Annotated in this window: 17 protein-coding genes; 12 read left to right on the forward strand and 5 right to left on the reverse strand. The window is 71.6% G+C overall.

The window, feature by feature from the left end; all coding sequences use genetic code 11:
• The 5 genes from infB to truB form a co-directional block, all read left to right on the forward strand.
• A partial coding sequence (infB, locus tag MTP10_RS41240) for a translation initiation factor IF-2 (protein ID WP_310717353.1) occupies window positions 1–2,037 on the forward strand: 2,037 nt, incomplete at its 5' end.
• Window positions 2,038–2,158: 121 nt separating this feature from the next.
• The gene (locus MTP10_RS41245) at window positions 2,159–2,455 is read left to right on the forward strand and encodes a DUF503 domain-containing protein (RefSeq protein WP_310717354.1); all 297 of its coding nucleotides are present in this window, start codon (window positions 2,159–2,161) and stop codon (window positions 2,453–2,455) included.
• Window positions 2,456–2,495: 40 nt separating this feature from the next.
• On the forward strand, window positions 2,496–2,951 hold the full coding sequence (gene rbfA / locus MTP10_RS41250) for a 30S ribosome-binding factor RbfA (protein ID WP_310717355.1): 456 nt from the start codon (window positions 2,496–2,498) through the stop codon (window positions 2,949–2,951).
• Between the two features lie 152 nt (window positions 2,952–3,103).
• On the forward strand, window positions 3,104–4,099 hold the full coding sequence (locus MTP10_RS41255; RefSeq protein WP_310717356.1) for a bifunctional oligoribonuclease/PAP phosphatase NrnA: 996 nt from the start codon (window positions 3,104–3,106) through the stop codon (window positions 4,097–4,099).
• A complete protein-coding gene (gene truB, locus MTP10_RS41260) occupies window positions 4,100–4,972 on the forward strand; it encodes a tRNA pseudouridine(55) synthase TruB (RefSeq protein ID WP_310717357.1) in 873 nt (290 codons plus the stop codon). It begins immediately after the preceding gene.
• A gap of 48 nt (window positions 4,973–5,020) precedes the next feature.
• On the opposite strand, the gene MTP10_RS41265 is transcribed toward truB, so the two are convergent.
• Complete coding sequence (locus MTP10_RS41265; RefSeq protein ID WP_310717358.1) at window positions 5,021–6,064, reverse strand: SAM-dependent methyltransferase; 1,044 nt, start codon at window positions 6,062–6,064, stop codon at window positions 5,021–5,023.
• Window positions 6,065–6,183: 119 nt separating this feature from the next.
• On the opposite strand from MTP10_RS41265, the gene MTP10_RS41270 reads away from it, so the two are divergent.
• The 6 genes from MTP10_RS41270 (at window position 6,184) to MTP10_RS41295 (ending at window position 12,951) form a co-directional block, all read left to right on the forward strand.
• On the forward strand, window positions 6,184–7,098 hold the full coding sequence (locus MTP10_RS41270) for a bifunctional riboflavin kinase/FAD synthetase (protein ID WP_310717359.1): 915 nt from the start codon (window positions 6,184–6,186) through the stop codon (window positions 7,096–7,098).
• 223 nt (window positions 7,099–7,321) lie between these two features.
• The gene (gene rpsO, locus MTP10_RS41275) at window positions 7,322–7,591 is read left to right on the forward strand and encodes a 30S ribosomal protein S15 (RefSeq protein ID WP_219471539.1); all 270 of its coding nucleotides are present in this window, start codon (window positions 7,322–7,324) and stop codon (window positions 7,589–7,591) included.
• Window positions 7,592–7,874: 283 nt separating this feature from the next.
• Window positions 7,875–10,202 (forward strand): polyribonucleotide nucleotidyltransferase, encoded by a 2,328-nt coding sequence (locus tag MTP10_RS41280; protein WP_310717360.1) that lies wholly within the window; start codon window positions 7,875–7,877, stop codon window positions 10,200–10,202.
• On the forward strand, window positions 10,199–11,512 hold the full coding sequence (locus tag MTP10_RS41285; protein WP_310717361.1) for a pitrilysin family protein: 1,314 nt from the start codon (window positions 10,199–10,201) through the stop codon (window positions 11,510–11,512). The genes MTP10_RS41280 and MTP10_RS41285 overlap by 4 nt, the downstream gene beginning before the upstream one ends.
• Before the next feature lie 63 nt (window positions 11,513–11,575).
• Window positions 11,576–12,313, forward strand: a complete 738-nt coding sequence (gene dapB, locus MTP10_RS41290; protein ID WP_310717362.1) for a 4-hydroxy-tetrahydrodipicolinate reductase — start codon at window positions 11,576–11,578, stop codon at window positions 12,311–12,313.
• A gap of 155 nt (window positions 12,314–12,468) precedes the next feature.
• On the forward strand, window positions 12,469–12,951 hold the full coding sequence (locus tag MTP10_RS41295) for a GNAT family N-acetyltransferase (RefSeq protein ID WP_310717363.1): 483 nt from the start codon (window positions 12,469–12,471) through the stop codon (window positions 12,949–12,951).
• A gap of 89 nt (window positions 12,952–13,040) precedes the next feature.
• Here the strand turns inward: MTP10_RS41295 and MTP10_RS41300 are convergent, their stop codons facing one another.
• From MTP10_RS41300 to MTP10_RS41310, 3 genes are read right to left on the reverse strand one after another with little or no spacing between them, the layout of a single operon-like run.
• A complete protein-coding gene (locus MTP10_RS41300; protein ID WP_310717364.1) occupies window positions 13,041–13,916 on the reverse strand; it encodes a 1,4-dihydroxy-2-naphthoate polyprenyltransferase in 876 nt (291 codons plus the stop codon).
• Between the two features lie 11 nt (window positions 13,917–13,927).
• The gene (locus tag MTP10_RS41305; protein ID WP_310717365.1) at window positions 13,928–14,536 is read right to left on the reverse strand and encodes a GNAT family N-acetyltransferase; all 609 of its coding nucleotides are present in this window, start codon (window positions 14,534–14,536) and stop codon (window positions 13,928–13,930) included.
• 44 nt (window positions 14,537–14,580) lie between these two features.
• The gene (locus MTP10_RS41310; protein WP_310717366.1) at window positions 14,581–15,099 is read right to left on the reverse strand and encodes a CGNR zinc finger domain-containing protein; all 519 of its coding nucleotides are present in this window, start codon (window positions 15,097–15,099) and stop codon (window positions 14,581–14,583) included.
• A 23-nt stretch (window positions 15,100–15,122) separates the two neighbouring features.
• Here MTP10_RS41310 and MTP10_RS41315 point away from each other — a divergent pair, with 23 nt between their 5' ends.
• Window positions 15,123–15,434, forward strand: coding sequence for a hypothetical protein (locus MTP10_RS41315; protein ID WP_310717367.1), 312 nt, complete (start codon window positions 15,123–15,125; stop codon window positions 15,432–15,434).
• Here MTP10_RS41315 and MTP10_RS41320 read toward each other — a convergent pair.
• Window positions 15,429–16,402: PLP-dependent aminotransferase family protein (locus tag MTP10_RS41320; RefSeq protein ID WP_310717368.1), on the reverse strand; the 974-nt coding region annotated here is incomplete at its 5' end. The genes MTP10_RS41315 and MTP10_RS41320 overlap by 6 nt on opposite strands.

Consider the following 16,402-nt stretch of genomic DNA (forward strand, 5'->3'; position numbering starts at 1 on the left):
AAGATCGACGACCACCCGTTCGGCCGTCCCGGCACCAGCACCGGTGCTCCCGGCGGCGGTGGCGGCTTCGCCGGCCGTCCCGGTGGCGGCGGTCGCGGTCGCGGTGGCGGCACGGCCGGTGCCTTCGGGCGTCCCGGTGGCCGTCCGGCGCGCGGTCGCAAGTCCAAGCGCCAGAGGCGCCAGGAGTTCGACAACATGTCGGCGCCGGCGATCGGCGGCGTGCAGGTCGCTCGCGGCAACGGCGCGACGATCCGCCTCCCGCGCGGCGCGTCGCTGTCCGACTTCGCCGACCGCATCGGCGCGAACCCCGCCTCGCTCGTGCAGATCATGCTGCACCTCGGCGAGATGGTGACCGCGACGCAGTCGGTCAACGAGGACACCCTGCAGGCGCTCGGCGTCGAGCTGGACTACAACATCCAGATCGTCAGCCCTGAGGAGGAGGACCGCGAGCTTCTCGAGGCCTTCGACATCGAGTTCGGCGAGGACGACGGCGACGAGGCCGACCTGGCCGCGCGTCCGCCGGTCGTGACCGTCATGGGTCACGTCGACCACGGTAAGACCAAGCTGCTCGACGCCATCCGCAAGACCAACGTGGTGGCGCGCGAGGCGGGTGGCATCACCCAGCACATCGGTGCCTACCAGGTCGCCACCGAGCACGAGGGCGAAGAGCGCAAGATCACCTTCATCGACACCCCCGGTCACGAGGCGTTCACCGCCATGCGTGCCCGAGGCGCGAAGTCCACGGACATCGCGGTGCTGGTGGTCGCGGCCGACGACGGCGTGAAGCCGCAGACGATCGAGGCGCTCAACCACGCCCAGGCGGCCGACGTGCCGATCGTGGTCGCGGTCAACAAGGTGGACAAGGAGGGCGCCGACCCCAACAAGGTCAGGGCCCAGCTCACCGAGTACGGCCTGGTCGCGGAGGAGTACGGAGGCTCGACGCTCTTCGTCGACATCTCGGCGAAGAACGGCACCGGCATCGAGGAGCTCCTCGAGGCGATCATCCTGACCGCCGACGCCGAGCTCGACCTGCGGGCCAACCCGACCATGGACGCCCAGGGCATCGCGATCGAGGCGCACCTCGACAAGGGCCGCGGCCCCGTCGCGACCGTCCTCGTCCAGCGCGGCACGCTCCGCGTCGGCGACTCGATCGTCTGTGGCGAGGCCTACGGCCGCGTCCGGGCGATGCTCGACGACAGCGGCGAGCTGGTCGAAGAGGCCACGCCGTCCCGTCCCGTCCTGGTGATGGGCCTGACGGCCGTGCCGAGCGCCGGTGACAACTTCATCGTCGTCACCGACGACCGCATGGCCCGCCAGATCGCCCAGCAGCGCGCGGCGCGCAAGCGCAGCGCCGACATGGCGAAGTCGAGCCGTCGCCGCACCCTCGAGGAGCTGTTCAGCGACCTCGAGAAGGGCCGCGTCGACGAGCTCAAGCTCATCATCAAGGGTGACGTGTCCGGCTCGGTCGAGGCCCTGGAAGACGCTCTGCTCAAGATCGACGTTGGCGACGAGGTCAGGCTCCGTGTCCTGCACCGCGCCGTCGGCGCCATCACCGAGTACGACGTCAACCTGGCCGTCGCCGACGACAACGCGGTCATCATCGGCTTCAACGTCCGGCCTGAGCCCCGGGCGCGCGACCTGGCCGAGCGCGAGGGCGTCGACATCCGCTACTACTCGGTCATCTACCAGGCGATCGAGGAGATCGAGGCGGCGCTCAAGGGCATGCTCAAGCCCGAGTTCGAAGAGGTCCAGATGGGCACGGCGGAGGTCCGCGAGGTCTTCAAGGTGCCGAAGATCGGCAACGTCGCCGGTTCGCTGGTCCGCTCCGGCCTGATCGTCCGCAACAGCAAGGCCAGGATCATCCGCGACGGCGTCGTCGTCGCGGACAACCTGACCGTCTCGTCGCTGCGTCGCTTCAAGGATGACGCGACCGAGGTCCGCGAGGGCTTCGAGTGCGGTATCGGTGTCGGCTACAACGACATCCGGATCGACGACGTGATCGAGACGTTCGAAATGCGGGAGAAGCCGCGCGCGTAAGCACGCGGCCGGGCGCTCGGCGGACCATCCGCCGAGCGCCCCTCGCACGCCCGGGCCTGGTCCCCACCGCAGCAGGACCGGCGTGCGTCTCACTCACCAGGACAAGCGGTGGCAACCAACGATGTATGTGGGTGCTCTTACCCTGGACATCCTGCTCGGCGACGTCCACTCGCTGAAGCAGAAGCGCTCCGTCGTGCGTCCCCTGGTCGCGGAGGTGCAGCGGCGCTTTCCGGCCGTGGCCGTGGCCGAGACCGGCCATCTCGACCTGCATCGCCGGGCGGAGGTCGGCATCGCGGTGGTGTCCGCCTCGGCGGCCAACTGCAAGGAAGTGATGGACGCCTGCGAGCGGCTGGTGGCGTTCCGGCCTGAGATCGAGCTGCTGTCGGCCAGGCAGCGGCTCTACAACGACGAAGACTGAACGACTGCACGACGAGCGTCGTGCGTGAGGGGGAGCGAACATGGTGGACGCAGCGCGAGCGCGCAAGCTCGCCGACCGCATCCAGCAGATCGTCGCCGAGATGCTGGAGCGGCGGATCAAGGACCCGCGCCTGGGCTTCGTCACCGTGACCGACACGCGCATCACCGCTGACCTGCGCGAGGCCACGGTCTTCTACACGGTGTTCGGCTCCGACGCCGAGCGCGCCGACAGCGCCGCCGCCCTGGAGAGCGCCAAGGGTGTCATCCGGGCGGAGGTGGGCCGGCAGACAGGTGTGCGGTTCACCCCGACCTTGACGTTCAAGCACGACCCGCTGCCCGACAGCGCGCGGCAGCTCGACACCCTCATCAACGCGGCACGGGCGAAGGACGCCGAAGTGGCGCGCAAGGCCGAGGGGGCCGCCTACGCGGGCGAGGCCGACCCCTACAAGAAGGCCGATGAGGAGGAGGACGACCAGGCGGGACACCCGGCGCCGTGACGCCCGACGTCCACGCCCGGACGGTGCCGCCCGATCACACGGCGCCTTCCGACCACACGGTGCCGCCCGATCACACGGCGCCTCCTGATCGAACGGCGCCTCCCGGCCGCGCGGTCGTCCCGCCGGAGGCCGGCGCCACGGGAGACCGCGGCGTGACGGGCCAGGACCCGTTGGGCGGCGGCGTCCCCGAGGCGGCCTGGGAGCGGGCGGTCGAGCTCATCTCCCGGGCCGACGAGATCGCCCTGGCCTGTCACGTGTCGCCCGACGGCGACGCGCTCGGCTCGATGCTGGCCACCGGCTTCGTGCTGCGCTCGCTGGGCAAGCGGGTCGTCGCGTCGTTCGGCGACCGCCGGTTCGCGGTGCCGCGCCTGCTCGGGTTCCTGCCGGGCCAGGACATGCTGAGCCCGCCCCAGGACTTCCCGGCCGCGCCCGAGCTGATGATCACTTTCGACTCGGCGTCGTCCGACCGGCTCGGCCTGCTCGGCGCGAACGCCGCCGCCGCCCGCGAGCTGATCGTGGTGGACCACCACCCGTCGTGCTCCGGGTTCGGCACGCTCGGCCTCATCTCCCCGAAGGCGGCCGCCACGGCCATGCTCGCCGAGCAGCTCATCTACCGTCTCGGCGGCACCCTGGACCGTGACATCGCGACGTGCCTGTACGCGGGGCTGGTGACCGACACCGGGTCCTTCCGGCACTCCTCGACCTCTCCCGCGGCCCACGAGATGGCCGCGCGCCTGGTCGCCACCGGACTGCGCACCGACGAGATCGCCCGGGAGCTGTGGGACCGCTCGCCGTTCGGCTACCTCAAGGTGCTCGCCGCCGCGCTCGACCGGGTGAAGCTGGAGGACGGGCTCGTGTGGACGTACGTGACGCGGGTCGACCGGGCCGCGTACGGCCTGCCGTACAGCGAGCTCGAAGGCGTCATCGACATCGTGCGCCGGGCCGACGAGGCCGAGGTGGCGGTGGTGTGCAAGGAGGACGACGACGGCGCCTGGCAGGTGTCCACCCGCTCCAAGGGCGCGGTGGACGTCGCGGCGGTGTGCACGGCGATGGGCGGCGGCGGGCACCACAACGCCGCCGGGTTCACCTCGCACGACGGCGTCGAGGAGACCATGACGAGGTTCCGCGAGCAGCTGAGGAAGGTCTAGATGGCCGAGAGTGGCCTGATCATCGTCGACAAGCCCGCCGACTGGACGTCGCACGACGTGGTGGCCAGGATGCGCCGCCTCGCGGGCACGCGCCGGGTCGGCCACGCGGGCACGCTCGACCCGATGGCGACGGGCGTGCTGGTGGTGGGCGTGGAGAAGGCGACCCGGCTGCTCGGCCACCTGGCGCTGACCGAGAAGGTCTACACGGCGACCATGCGGCTCGGCGTGACCACCAACACCGACGACGCCGAGGGCGAGGTCACAGCCACGGCCTCGGCCGCCGCCGTCACCCCGGCGGAGGTCCACAAGGGCGTGGCCGCGCTCACCGGCGAGATCATGCAGATCCCGCCGCAGGTCAGCGCGATCAAGGTGGACGGGCAGCGCGCCTACAAGCGGGCCCGCGCCGGCGAGGAGGTGGAGCTGGCCGCCCGGCCGGTCACCGTGTACGGCTTCGAGGTGCTCGACGTGCGCGCCCACGACGACGTGGTGGACGTGGACGCGGTGGTCACCTGCTCCAGCGGCACCTACATCCGGGCCCTGGCCCGTGACCTCGGCTCGGGCCTCGGCGTCGGCGGCCACCTGACCCGGCTGCGCCGCACGCGGGTCGGCCCGTACGACCTGTCGATGGCCCGCACGCTGGACGAGCTGGCGCAGGAGTGCGTCGTCCTGCCCATCGGCGAGGCGGTCGCGGCGGCCTTCCCCCGGCGCGACGTGACGGCCGAGCAGGCGACGCTGGTCCGCCACGGTGGGCGGCTGCCCGCCGCGGGGCTGGGCGCGGGGCCGATCGGGGTGTTCGGCCCGGACGGCGACCTGCTGGCGCTGGTGGAGGAGCAGGGCCGCACGGCCCGCCCGCTGGCGGTCTTCGCCTCCTAGCGGCCCCCTCCCGCTGTGCCGTGGACCGGGACGCGAGAGAGCTGATCCCTACGGCTTGCGGGCCACCATGAGGTCGCGCACGATGGCCTGGTCCACCCAGTGCTCGAAGTCGGGGAGCGCCGCCACCTCCAGCCCCGCCGAGGCGAGGATGGCAGCCAGCTCCTCCCGGCCGCCGCCGTAGGTGTTCCACGACACGCCCAGCGCCCCGCCGGGCCGTAGCAGCTCCGCCCACACCGGCACGGCCTTGGAGATCAGCTCCAGGGGGCTGCGCGACAGTCCCTTGCCGCCGGCCCGCCCGCCGTGGCTGCCGTGCTGCACGCCGTACGGGGCGTCGGTCACGATCACGTCGAACGAGCGGGGCTTGAAGAACTCGCGGCTGCGCAGGGTGTCGGCGTTGACCACGGAGACGTGCTGCACGTCGCCCGCCTTGAACTCGTCCTTCGACAGCGCGAAGGCGACGTTGAGCCGCCTGCCCACCAGCGCCCGCTCCCGGCGCACCGGCACGGTCTCGGCCGTGTGCTTGAGCCGCTTGTTGCGCAGCCACGTCTTGATGAACCCGGTGTAGGCCTCGACGTCCTTGCCGTCCACGTCCAGCCCGTAGGCGTCGTAGCCGTACATGAGGGCCTGGTTGAGGGTGGTGCCGCGCCCGCACATCGGATCGAAGACGGACAGTCTGCCGCCGAGCGGGAAGTCGGAGGCCAGCACGGTGACGTTGAGCAGCAGCTTGGTGAAGTGCTCGTTGGTCTTGCCCGCGTACTTCTGGATCGTGAGCAGGTCGCTGCTCAGCCGGTCGAGCGGCCGCATGCCCAGCGGTCTCAGCAGCTCGCCCTCCGTCCCGAGCCCCTTCATCTCGAAGAGGGCGTAGACCGACGAGAGGTTGGACAGCAGCGCGACGTCGTCCTCGCCCAGCGGCTCGGGCGTCTCGAACGTCACGTACGGCAGGCCGCCGATGCGCGTCTCGCCGATGTCGGACACGGCGCCGCGCAGCCCCCGCTCGCTGAAGACGGCCAGTTCGGCCCGGGTCAGCCGGGGAGAGCTCTCGCCGTAGACGCGGTTGTAGGCGGGCAGGATCAGCAGCGCGTATCGAGGCATGGTGCGACCGATGGTACCCCTCTCCATCGCCCCCCTCGATTGGAGCGAACGCCCGGCCGCATGGCAGGCTTGGGGGGACTGATCCGCCACGAGCGAATGGGGCCGGCGTGCAGGGTGGCGTGCAGGGTTCGGAGAGATCCGTGGTCGCCGTCGGCGTCTTCGACGGCGTTCACCGCGGACACCGGCGGGTGATCGAGCGGGCTGTCGCCGCCGCCCGCGAGCTGGGGGCGCGCTGCGTGGCCGTCACGTTCGAGCCGCACCCCGACGACGTCGTCGTGCCTGGCTCGTGGACGCCCAGGCTGACCACGCCGCGGCGGCGCGCGGAGCTGCTGACCGCGCTGGGCGTGGACGAGCTGTGCGTGCTGGAGTTCACGTTGGAGCTGTCGCGCACGAGCGCCGACGACTTCGCCGAGACCGTGCTGTCCGACCGGCTGCGCGCCGCGACGGTCGTGGTCGGCGAGGACTTCACGTTCGGTCACCGCGCGGCGGGCGACGTCGAGACGCTGCGCGCGCTGGGGGACAAGCACGACTTCACGGTGGAGACCGTCCCGCTGCTCGACGGGGTCTCCAGCGCCGGTGTCCGGGAGCGGCTGGTGGCGGGCGACGTCGAGGGCGCCGCCGCGGAGCTCGGCCGCCCGCATCGGGTCGAGGGCGTCGTGGTGCGCGGCTACCAGCGCGGCCGTCAGCTCGGCTTCCCCACGGCCAACGTGGAGACGCCGCCGCACACGGCCATCCCAGCCGACGGGGTCTACGCCGGGTGGATGGAGTGCGTGCCCGTCGCCAATTTGCCGGTCGTCTACGCGGGCGAGCGCTGGCCCGCCGCCATCTCGATCGGCACCAACCCGACGTTCGAGGGCGTGCCGCGCACCGTCGAGGCGTACGCGCTGGACCGCGACGACCTGGAGCTGTACGGCGTGCACGTCGCGGTGGAGTTCGCGGCCCGGCTGCGCGGCAACACCCGCTTCGACTCGATCGAGGCGCTGGTCGAGCAGATCAACGCCGACGTCGCCGCGGCCCGCCGCCTGACCGCCTGACCGCCGTCGCGGCCCGCCTCCTGAGCCGCCTCCCGGGCCGTCTCCTGGCCCCCGGCGTCACGCGGAGTACGTGGACACGCCACCCGTGGTGGTACTCTTGCATGTCGGCTCTGTGACGGCGCCGCAGCGCGCTGCCCTGACGGCCTTCGCTGCGGTGACTGTAGGCACGCACGGTCGCTCGCTCTTCCTGTTCGCAGGCGTGCCCGTAGATTGAAGGAGAGCCGTGTCCCTCGACACCGCTGCCAAGAAGACCATCATCGCCGAGTACGCGACGGCCGACGGCGACACCGGGTCGCCCGAGGTGCAGATCGCGCTGCTCAGCAAGCGCATCAGCGAGCTGACCGAGCACCTGAAGACGCACAAGCACGACCACCACAGCCGTCGTGGTCTGCTGCTGCTCGTCGGACGCCGGCGCCGCCTGCTGAAGTACCTGCAGAAGGTCGACATCGCGCGTTACCGGTCGCTCATCGAGCGGCTCGGCCTGCGGCGATAACATGGTGAGGGAGCGGCGTCCGCGTCGCTCCCTTCTCATATGGCGCAGAAGGCCGGTGTGTCGCCGCTGACGCGGTGGGCATCTGGCATACAACTGAAGATCCAAGACACTACAGCCCCCGCGTCCGCTCAGCACCATGCGACCCGCGACGCCTGCGGGCCGGTCCTCGGTAGTGGCTTCCGGTAAGCAAGACCGGGCGCTTCGATCGAAGACCGGCGCTGCACCTAACGAGGGTGCCGGTGAGAAAAGAGGGCGCGGGTGACCGACCAAAAGGAGGTCCCCCGTGGAGGGTGTCCACACCGCCGAAGCCGTTATCGACAACGGCGCGTTCGGCTCGCGCACGATCCGGTTCGAGACCGGTCGTCTGGCGCGTCAGGCGGCGGGTTCGGCCGTCGCGTATCTCGACAGCGACACGATGGTGCTGTCCGCGACCACCGCGTCCCGGCAGCCCAAGGAGAGCCTCGACTTCTTCCCGCTCACGGTGGACGTCGAGGAGCGCATGTACGCCGCGGGCCGCATCCCCGGCTCGTTCTTCCGGCGTGAGGGCCGTCCCTCCGAGGACGCCATCCTCACCTGCCGCCTGATCGACCGGCCGCTGCGCCCGTCGTTCGTCAAGGGCCTGCGCAACGAGGTCCAGGTCGTCGCGACCATCATGGCGCTCAACCCCGACCACCTGTACGACGTGGTCGCGATCAACGCCGCGTCGCTGTCGACGCAGCTGGCCGGCCTGCCGTTCTCCGGCCCGATCGGCGGCGTCCGCGTCGCGCTGATCGACGGCCAGTGGGTGGGCTTCCCGACCCACTCCGAGCTGGAGCGGGCGACCTTCGACATGGTCGTGGCCGGCCGGGTGCTGGCCGACGGCGACGTCGCCATCATGATGGTCGAGGCCGAGTCCACCAAGGACACGCTGAAGCTGGTGGCCGACGGCGCCGTGGCCCCGACCGAGGAGACGGTCGCGCAGGGCCTGGAGGCCGCCAAGCCGTTCATCAAGGTGCTGTGCGAGGCGCAGTCGCGCATCGCGCAGGTCGCCGCGAAGGAGACCGCCGAGTACGCCGTCTTCCTCGACTACCAGGAGGACGTCTACGCCGCGGTCGAGAACGCGGTGAAGACCGAGCTGGCCGCCGCGCTGACCATCGCTCCCAAGCAGGAGCGCGAGGCGGAGCTGGAGAAGGTCAAGGCGCTGGCCGCCGAGAAGCTGCTGCCCGAGTTCGAGGGACGCGAGAAGGAGATCAGCGCCGCGTTCCGCTCGGTGATGAAGAAGCTCATGCGTGAGCGGGTCATCAGCGAGGGCATCCGCATCGACGGCCGTGGCACCAAGGACATCCGCGCCCTGTCGGCCGAGGTCCACGTGGTGCCCCGGGTGCACGGCTCGGCCCTGTTCGAGCGCGGCGAGACCCAGATCCTGGGCATCACGACGCTCAACATGCTGCGCATGGAGCAGGTCATCGACACGCTCAACCCTGAGCGGACCAAGCGCTACATGCACAACTACAACTTCCCGCCCTACTCCACCGGTGAGACCGGCCGGGTGGGCTCGCCCAAGCGGCGCGAGATCGGCCACGGCGCGCTGGCCGAGCGGGCGCTGATCCCGGTCCTGCCCACGCGTGAGGAGTTCCCGTACGCGATCCGGCAGGTGTCCGAGGCTCTCAGCTCCAACGGCTCCACCTCGATGGGCTCGGTCTGCGCCTCCACGATGGCGCTGCTCGACGCCGGTGTGCCGCTCAAGGCCATGGTCGCGGGCATCGCGATGGGCCTGATCGGCGAGGGCGACAGCTACGTGACGCTGACCGACATCCTCGGCGCCGAGGACGCCATGGGCGACATGGACTTCAAGGTCGCCGGCACCAAGGACGTCATCACCGCCCTGCAGCTCGACACCAAGCTCGACGGCATCCCCGCCAGCGTGCTGGCCGGTGCCCTCAAGCAGGCCAAGGGCGCCCGCCTGGCGATCCTCGACGTGATGCAGGAGGCGATCGACTCCCCGGCGGAGATGAACCCGACCGCGCCGCGCATCATCACGATCAAGGTCCCGGTCGACAAGATCGGCGAGGTCATCGGCCCGAAGGGCAAGATGATCAACCAGATCCAGGACGAGTCGGGCGCCGAGATCACCATCGAGGACGACGGCACCATCTACATCGGCGCCACCGACGGCCCGTCCGCCGAGGCGGCCCGTTCGGCGATCAACGCCATCGCCAACCCGCACATGCCGGAGGTGGGCGAGCGCTACCTCGGCACGGTCGTCAAGATCGCCGCGTTCGGCGCGTTCGTCTCGCTCATGCCGGGCAAGGACGGCCTGCTGCACGTCTCGCAGATCCGCAAGCTGCACGGCGGCAAGCGCATCGAGAACGTCGAGGACGTCATGAGCGTCGGCGAGAAGATCCAGGTGGAGATCGCCGAGATCGACCAGCGCGGCAAGCTCTCTCTCGTGCCCGTCGAGGTCATCGAGAAGGAGGCCGCCGAGCAGGAGGGCAAGGCCGAGTCCGGGGACGAGCAGGCCTCGGCGGACGGGGCCCCGGCCGCCGACGACAAGCCCCGTGAGGAGCGGCCCCGCCGCACCCGCACGCGGGTTCGCGCTCCCCGCGACGACGCCGACGACCGCAACTCGTGACCCTCACCACCACGCTGCACCCCGGCCGTGAAGGGGCCGGGGTCGTCAGGCGCACCGTTCTCCCCGGTGGACTGCGCGTGGTGACCGAGACCATGCCGACCGTGCGCAGTGTCGCGGTCGGCATGTGGGTCGGCATCGGTTCCCGGGACGAGGCCCCCGAGCACATGGGGGCCACCCATTTCCTCGAACACCTCCTGTTCAAGGGCACCCCCACGCGTGACGCGATGGAGATCTCGGCCTCCATCGAGGGCATCGGCGGCGAGATCAACGCGTTCACCGCCAAGGAGTACACCTGCTACTACGCGCGGGTCCTCGACGAGGACCTGGCGGTCGCGGTCGATGTGCTCGCCGACGTGGTGACCAGCTCGCTCATCACCGACGACGACGTGGAGTCCGAGCGGGGCGTGATCCTGGAGGAGATCGCCATGCACGACGACGACCCGTCCGACGTCGTGTACGAGCAGTTCGCGGCGGCGCTGTACGGCGACACCCCGATCGGGCGGCCCATCCTGGGCACGGTCGAGTCGATCAACGAGCTCCCCCGTGAGCGGATCGCCGAGTACTACCGCCGCTACTACGAGCCGCGCCGCACGGTCGTCTCGGTCTGCGGCAACGTCCGGCACGAGGACGTCGTCGAGCTGGTCGCGCGGGCGTACGAGCGGGCGGGCGCGCTCGGCGGGCCCCTCGACTGCGACCCGCCGCGCACCACCGGGCCGGGCATCGAGACGCACTCCTGCGTGACGGTGCTCGACCGTCCCACCGAGCAGGCCAACCTGGTGCTCGGCACCACCGGCATGTCGCGCACCGACGACCGCCGCTTCGCGCTCGGCGTGCTCAACGCCGCGCTCGGCGGCGGCATGTCGTCGCGGCTCTTCCAGGAGATCCGGGAGAAGCGCGGCCTGGCCTACTCGGCCTACAGCTACACCTCGGCCTACGCCGACACCGGGCAGTTCGGCATCTACGTCGGCTGCCTCCCGTCCAAGATCGACGATGTGCTGAAGATCTGCCGGGACGAGGTCGCCCGGGTGGTCTCCGAGGGGCTGGACCCCGACGAGATCGTCCGCGGCAAGGGCCAGATGCGCGGCGGGCTCGTCCTCGGCCTGGAGGACACCGGCTCGCGCATGTCGCGGATCGGCAAGAACGAGCTGGTCTACGACGAGCTGCTGTCCGTGGACGAGGTGCTGGCGCGCATCGACGCGGTCACGCCCGACGAGGTCGCCGAGGTGGCCGCGGACGTCCTCACCCGGCCGCTCACGCTCGCCGTGATCGGCCCGTACGGTGACAAGGACTTCTCCGGCGCCATCTCCTGACGCCGGCCGCTCCGCGCGGGTCCTCCTGTGGCCCGCGCGGACCGGCCGTATAGGGTTGACCGTGTGATCAAGGTAGGTGTGCTCGGCGCCCGCGGTCGTGTCGGCGTCGAGGTGTGCAAGGCGGTCGAGGCGGCCTCCGACATGGAGCTGGTGGCCGCGCTCGACAAGGACGACCCCGTCGAGGGCCTGCAAGGCGCCGAGGTGGTGGTCGACTTCACCCATCCCGACGTCGTCATGGGCAACCTGGAGTGGGCGATCGGGCACGGGATCCACCCGGTGGTCGGCACCACCGGGTTCGACGCCGCGCGGCTCGACACCGTACGCGGCTGGCTGGCGGCCTCACCGGGCACCAACGCCCTGATCGCGCCCAACTTCGGGATCGCGGCCGTGCTGATGATGCACTTCGCGCAGCAGGCGGCCCGCCACTTCGAGTCGGTCGAGATCGTCGAGCTGCACCACCCGAACAAGGCCGACGCCCCCTCCGGCACCGCCCGCCGTACCGCGGAGCTGGTGGCCGAGTCGCGGGCCAAGGCCGGACTGGGCGCCATGCCCGACGCCACCAGCACCGAGCTCGACGGCGCGCGCGGCGCCGACGTGGGCGGTGTCCACGTGCACGCCGTCCGGCTGGCGGGGCTGATCGCGCACCAGGAGGTGCTGCTCGGCGGCGGCGGCGAGATCCTCACCATCCGGCACGACACGATGAGCCGGGCCGCGTTCACCCCGGGCGTGCTGCTCGGCGTGCGCAGGGTGCGGGAGCTGCCCGGCCTCACCGTGGGCCTGGAGCCCCTGCTGGACCTCTGAGACTCGGAGGCCCGGAGAGACACGGCGTGCCCACCGCCTGCGAGCAGGCGAGTGGGCACGGGTGCCGAAGGAGCCTCGGCGCCGCACCGCCGAGCCACACGCTCTGCACACTATTACAGAGGCGCCGTCCCGCCCGAACATGAGACCGTGTCGCCATGGTGCGATGGGCCGACGCCGGGGAACTGCCCGGCCTGGTGGAGATAGAGCTGGCCGCCGACGCGTTGTTCGAGCAGGTCGGGATCACCTTCCCGGCGGGGACGACGCAGGTCGAGGAGGTCGGGGACCCCTCGTCGGTCCTGGTCGAGGGGTCCCCGCCGGTGGGCTTCGCCCTGGTGGGACGGGTGGACGGCAACCTCCACCTGGAACAGCTCGCCGTGCGTCCCGAGTGGATGCGGCAGGGAATCGGCGGGCGGCTGGTCGCGGCGGTGCGCGACCACGCGCTGGCGTGCGGCGCTCCCGCGGTGACGCTGACGACGTTCCGGGACGTGCCGTGGAACGCCCCCTGGTACGAACGGCACGGCTTCGGCGTGCTGCCGGAGGAGGCGTGGGGGCCGGAGCTGCGGGCGCTGGTGGAGCACGAGCGGGAGCTGGGCATCGAGGTGGCGCCCCGTGTTGTCATGAGCGCGGCGTCGTCATGAGCGCGGCGTCGTCATGAGCACTGCGATCCGCTGATGACGGATCGCAGCCGCCTTCGGCCTGTCCTCGACGCTCGGCCTTAGGCGAGAGGTCAGAGGCTGACGGCCAGGCCGATCGCGAACAGCAGGCCGTACGCCATCTGCAGCTTGCCCGTCGCCTGCAGCACGCCGATCAGCGCCGGCCCGACCGCGCCGTGCAGCACCGTCTTGACCGGCATGACCGCCAGCGGAGCCGCCAGCACCGCGAGCGGGGCCAGCGGCGCCCACGGGAGCATCGCGACCGCCACCACGAACGGCGCGATCAGGCACACGGCGTACAGCGTGCGCGTGCGCTCGGCGCCCAGCACCACCGCGAGCGTCCGCTTGCCGGCCGGCCCGTCGGTCGTCACGTCCCGCAGGTTGTTGACCACGAGCATCGAGCACGACAGCAGCCCCACCGGGATCGAGGCCAGCAGCGCCGCCCACGAGAGCTGCTCGGTCTGCACGTACGCCGTGCCCATCACCGGCACCAGGCCGAAGAAGACGAACACGGCCGCCTCGCCCAGCGCCCGGTAGCCGTACGGGTTCTTGCCGCCCGTGTAGAACCAGGCGGCGGCGATCGACGCGGCGCCCACGAGCAGGATCCACCACGCCCGGGTGGCGATCACGAGGGTCAGCCCGAGCACCGCCGCCGCGGCGAAGCAGCCGAGCGCGGCGGCCAGCACCTGCGGCGGCGTCGCGGCCCGCGAGCCGACGAGCCGCATGGGGCCCACCCGCTCGTCGTCCGTGCCGCGCACGCCGTCGCTGTAGTCGTTGGCGTAGTTGACGCCGATCTGCAGCAGCAGCGCCACGAGCAGCGCGACGACCGCGCGCCACCAGATCGGTTGTCCCTCGCCGATCGCCACGCCGGTGCCGACCACGACGGGCACGACGGCGTTGGGCAGGGTGCGGGGACGCGCGCCGGCGATCCACTGGCCGGGGGTTGCCATCTCGGAAATCCTTAGCTGATGTCGGTGGTGAGCCTGACCATGCGGATCGAGCGACCCATGTCGAGCACGCGCTCGGCCATGTCCTCGCCCCATCCGGCCGACTCCAGGAAGCCCAGCACCGCGTAGTTGTCGGCGAACACCCACGTGGCGATCTGCCGGTAACCGTCCTGGCGCAGGTGGTCGACCGTCGCGTTGAGCAGGCGGCTGCCGTGGCCGCGCCGGACGAAGTCCGGGTCCACCAGCAGCGTCAGCATCTCGGCCACCTCGGTGGGGTCGAGGTCGGGGTCCTCGGCCGGCGCGTGCGAGGCCAGGCCCACCACGCGCTCACCGCCTCGCGGGGTGGCGGGGACGCCGCTGCCGCCCACGCCGAGCGCGGGGAACCCCTCGGTGTCGAGGATGGTCTCCACCGCGACCAGCACCCGGTGCCTCGACGTGGGCGGGGCGACGATCGCCTCGTCCCACTGGCGCAGCCACATCTTCTCGGCCGCCGGGCCGGTCATCTGCTCCAAAGGGCCCTCGGGCAGGAAATCCCGATAGCCGTAGCGCCAGGCGCGGATCTGAACATTCGCCACCTGGAGCACATCCTCGCGCCGGGCCGCCCGGACGCCTACGTCTGCCATCTCGGCCCGCTCCTTCGCCTGCCGTTCGTGCCACAAGGCACGAGTTACACCGTATCGGTGTTTGAGGCTTGGAGACGACGCGAACCCTGCTTCCTCGCCCGGTAGGCGCGCGTTTTGGTGCGGTTGCCGCAGACCCGCATGGAGCACCACGAGCGAGATCGATTTTTCGAGAAGTCGATGAACGCCCACTCGCAGGTGATCTCCGCGCACACCTTGAGCCGGTCCCAGGAGGCGTCGGTGACCGCGGCGGCGATCACGGCCAGCGCCCCCGGGATCCCGCTCTCGACCGCCACCAGCCGGGGCCTCGGGTCGATCGCCAGCCGGAGCGGCAGGAGAGGTAACCCGCCGCTTCCGCCGTCCTGCCGGCGGAGCGCGGCGCGCAGCCCCTCGCGCAGTGCCAGCGCGGTGGTCAGGTCGTCGTCCGCGGCCCGGTCGAGCGGGCCGGCCAGGCCGCGCTCGCGCAGCCACAACGCCAGCTCCGCCGGGGAGGCCAGCTCGTCCGCCCCGGACTCCACGTCCAACGTGTTCACGAAGTCGCGCACGAGCTCCGCGGGTGCCGGCATGCCACCACTGTACGGTGATCCCTATGATCGTTCGCACCTGGCGGGGATGGACCAGGGCCCAGGACGCCTCGGCCTACGAGGACTACCTGATGCGCACCGGGTTCCCCGGCTACGCCTCGACTCCGGGCAACCGGGGGGCCTACTTCACCCGGCGTGACGACGGCGACCGCACCGAGTTCTTCCTGATCTCGCTGTGGGAGTCGTGGGAGGCGGTCAGGGCGTTCGCCGGCGACGCGCCGGAGACCGCGGTCTTCTACCCGGAGGACGACGCCTACCTGGTGGACCGGGAGCTGACGGTCGAGCACTACGAGGTCTTCGCCGGCCCGCACTCATGACACGCGGTGGAGAGCGTCGGCCAGCCGCCGCACCCCCTCCGCCAGCTCGGCCAGGTGCGTCGCCGCGATGTGCGTGACCCGCACGCGCGGCCCCGGCGGCTCCGACGGGTAGTACATCCGCCCCGGGCTCACCAGCACGCCGTTGCGCTTGGCCGCCTCGACCAGGGCCGTCTCGTCCACCTCGGGCGGCAGCCGCAGCCACAGGTGCATGCCGCCCCTCGGCAGCAGGTGCGGCTCCGCCTCCGGCATGCGCCGGGCCAGCTCGGCCGCCATAGCGTCGCGGCGGGTCGCGATCTCGGCGTGCAGCGCCGACAGGTGCCGCCCCCACGCCGCCGAGCCGAGGAACTCCACCGCCGTCTCCTGCAACGGCCGCGCCACGAAGAACGACTCCACGAGCTGGCTCGCCCGCAGCCGGTGCGCCGCCGGCCCGCGCGCGATCACGGCCGCCACCCGCATGCTCGGCGACAGCGCCTTGGTGAGCGAGGCGATGTGGACGACGACGCCGTGCTCGTCCATGGAGACCATCGGCGGCGGCGCCTGGTCGGTGAGGTAGCGGGCGAAGTCGTCCTCGACCACGAACGCGCCCGCCGCCCGCGCCACCCGCAGCACCTGCTCGCGGCGCTCGCGCGGTGACGTGACGCCCGTGGGGTTGTGCAGCGTCGGCTGGGTGAAGAACACCCGCGCTCCCGTCACGGCGAACGCCTCGGCCAGCAGGTCGGGCCGTACGCCGTCGCGGTCCATCGGCACGGCCGTCGGCCGCAGCCCCGCGGCCCTGGCCGCCGCCAGGGCGCCCGGGTAGGTCGGCGTCTCCACCAGCACCGGCGTGCCGGGGGCGGCGAGAGCCCGGAACGCGTGCGTCAGGGCCGCCTGGCCACCGCTCACGATCAGCGCGTCGGCGGCCGTCACGTCGCCGCCCGCCTCGGCCGCGAACCAGCGGCGCAGCTCGGCCAGCCCGTTCAGCGGCGGCA

The sequence above is a fragment of the Nonomuraea sp. 3-1Str genome (assembly GCF_031570565.1).
GTDB lineage: Bacteria > Actinomycetota > Actinomycetes > Streptosporangiales > Streptosporangiaceae > Nonomuraea.

Bases quoted from the DNA above. Each gene is read 5' to 3' on its own strand.
- MTP10_RS41300 (WP_310717364.1), bottom strand. From the start codon at position 13,916: ATGGCAACCCCCGGCCAGTGGATCGCCGGCGCGCGTCCCCGCACCCTG.
- MTP10_RS41265 (WP_310717358.1), bottom strand. From the start codon at position 6,064: ATGCCTCGATACGCGCTGCTGATCCTGCCCGCCTACAACCGCGTCTAC.
- MTP10_RS41295 (WP_310717363.1), top strand. From the start codon at position 12,469: ATGGTGCGATGGGCCGACGCCGGGGAACTGCCCGGCCTGGTGGAGATA.
- MTP10_RS41310 (WP_310717366.1), bottom strand. From the start codon at position 15,099: ATGCCGGCACCCGCGGAGCTCGTGCGCGACTTCGTGAACACGTTGGAC.
- truB (WP_310717357.1), top strand. From the start codon at position 4,100: ATGGCCGAGAGTGGCCTGATCATCGTCGACAAGCCCGCCGACTGGACG.
- rbfA (WP_310717355.1), top strand. From the start codon at position 2,496: ATGGTGGACGCAGCGCGAGCGCGCAAGCTCGCCGACCGCATCCAGCAG.
- MTP10_RS41315 (WP_310717367.1), top strand. From the start codon at position 15,123: ATGATCGTTCGCACCTGGCGGGGATGGACCAGGGCCCAGGACGCCTCG.
- MTP10_RS41305 (WP_310717365.1), bottom strand. From the start codon at position 14,536: ATGGCAGACGTAGGCGTCCGGGCGGCCCGGCGCGAGGATGTGCTCCAG.
- MTP10_RS41245 (WP_310717354.1), top strand. From the start codon at position 2,159: ATGTATGTGGGTGCTCTTACCCTGGACATCCTGCTCGGCGACGTCCAC.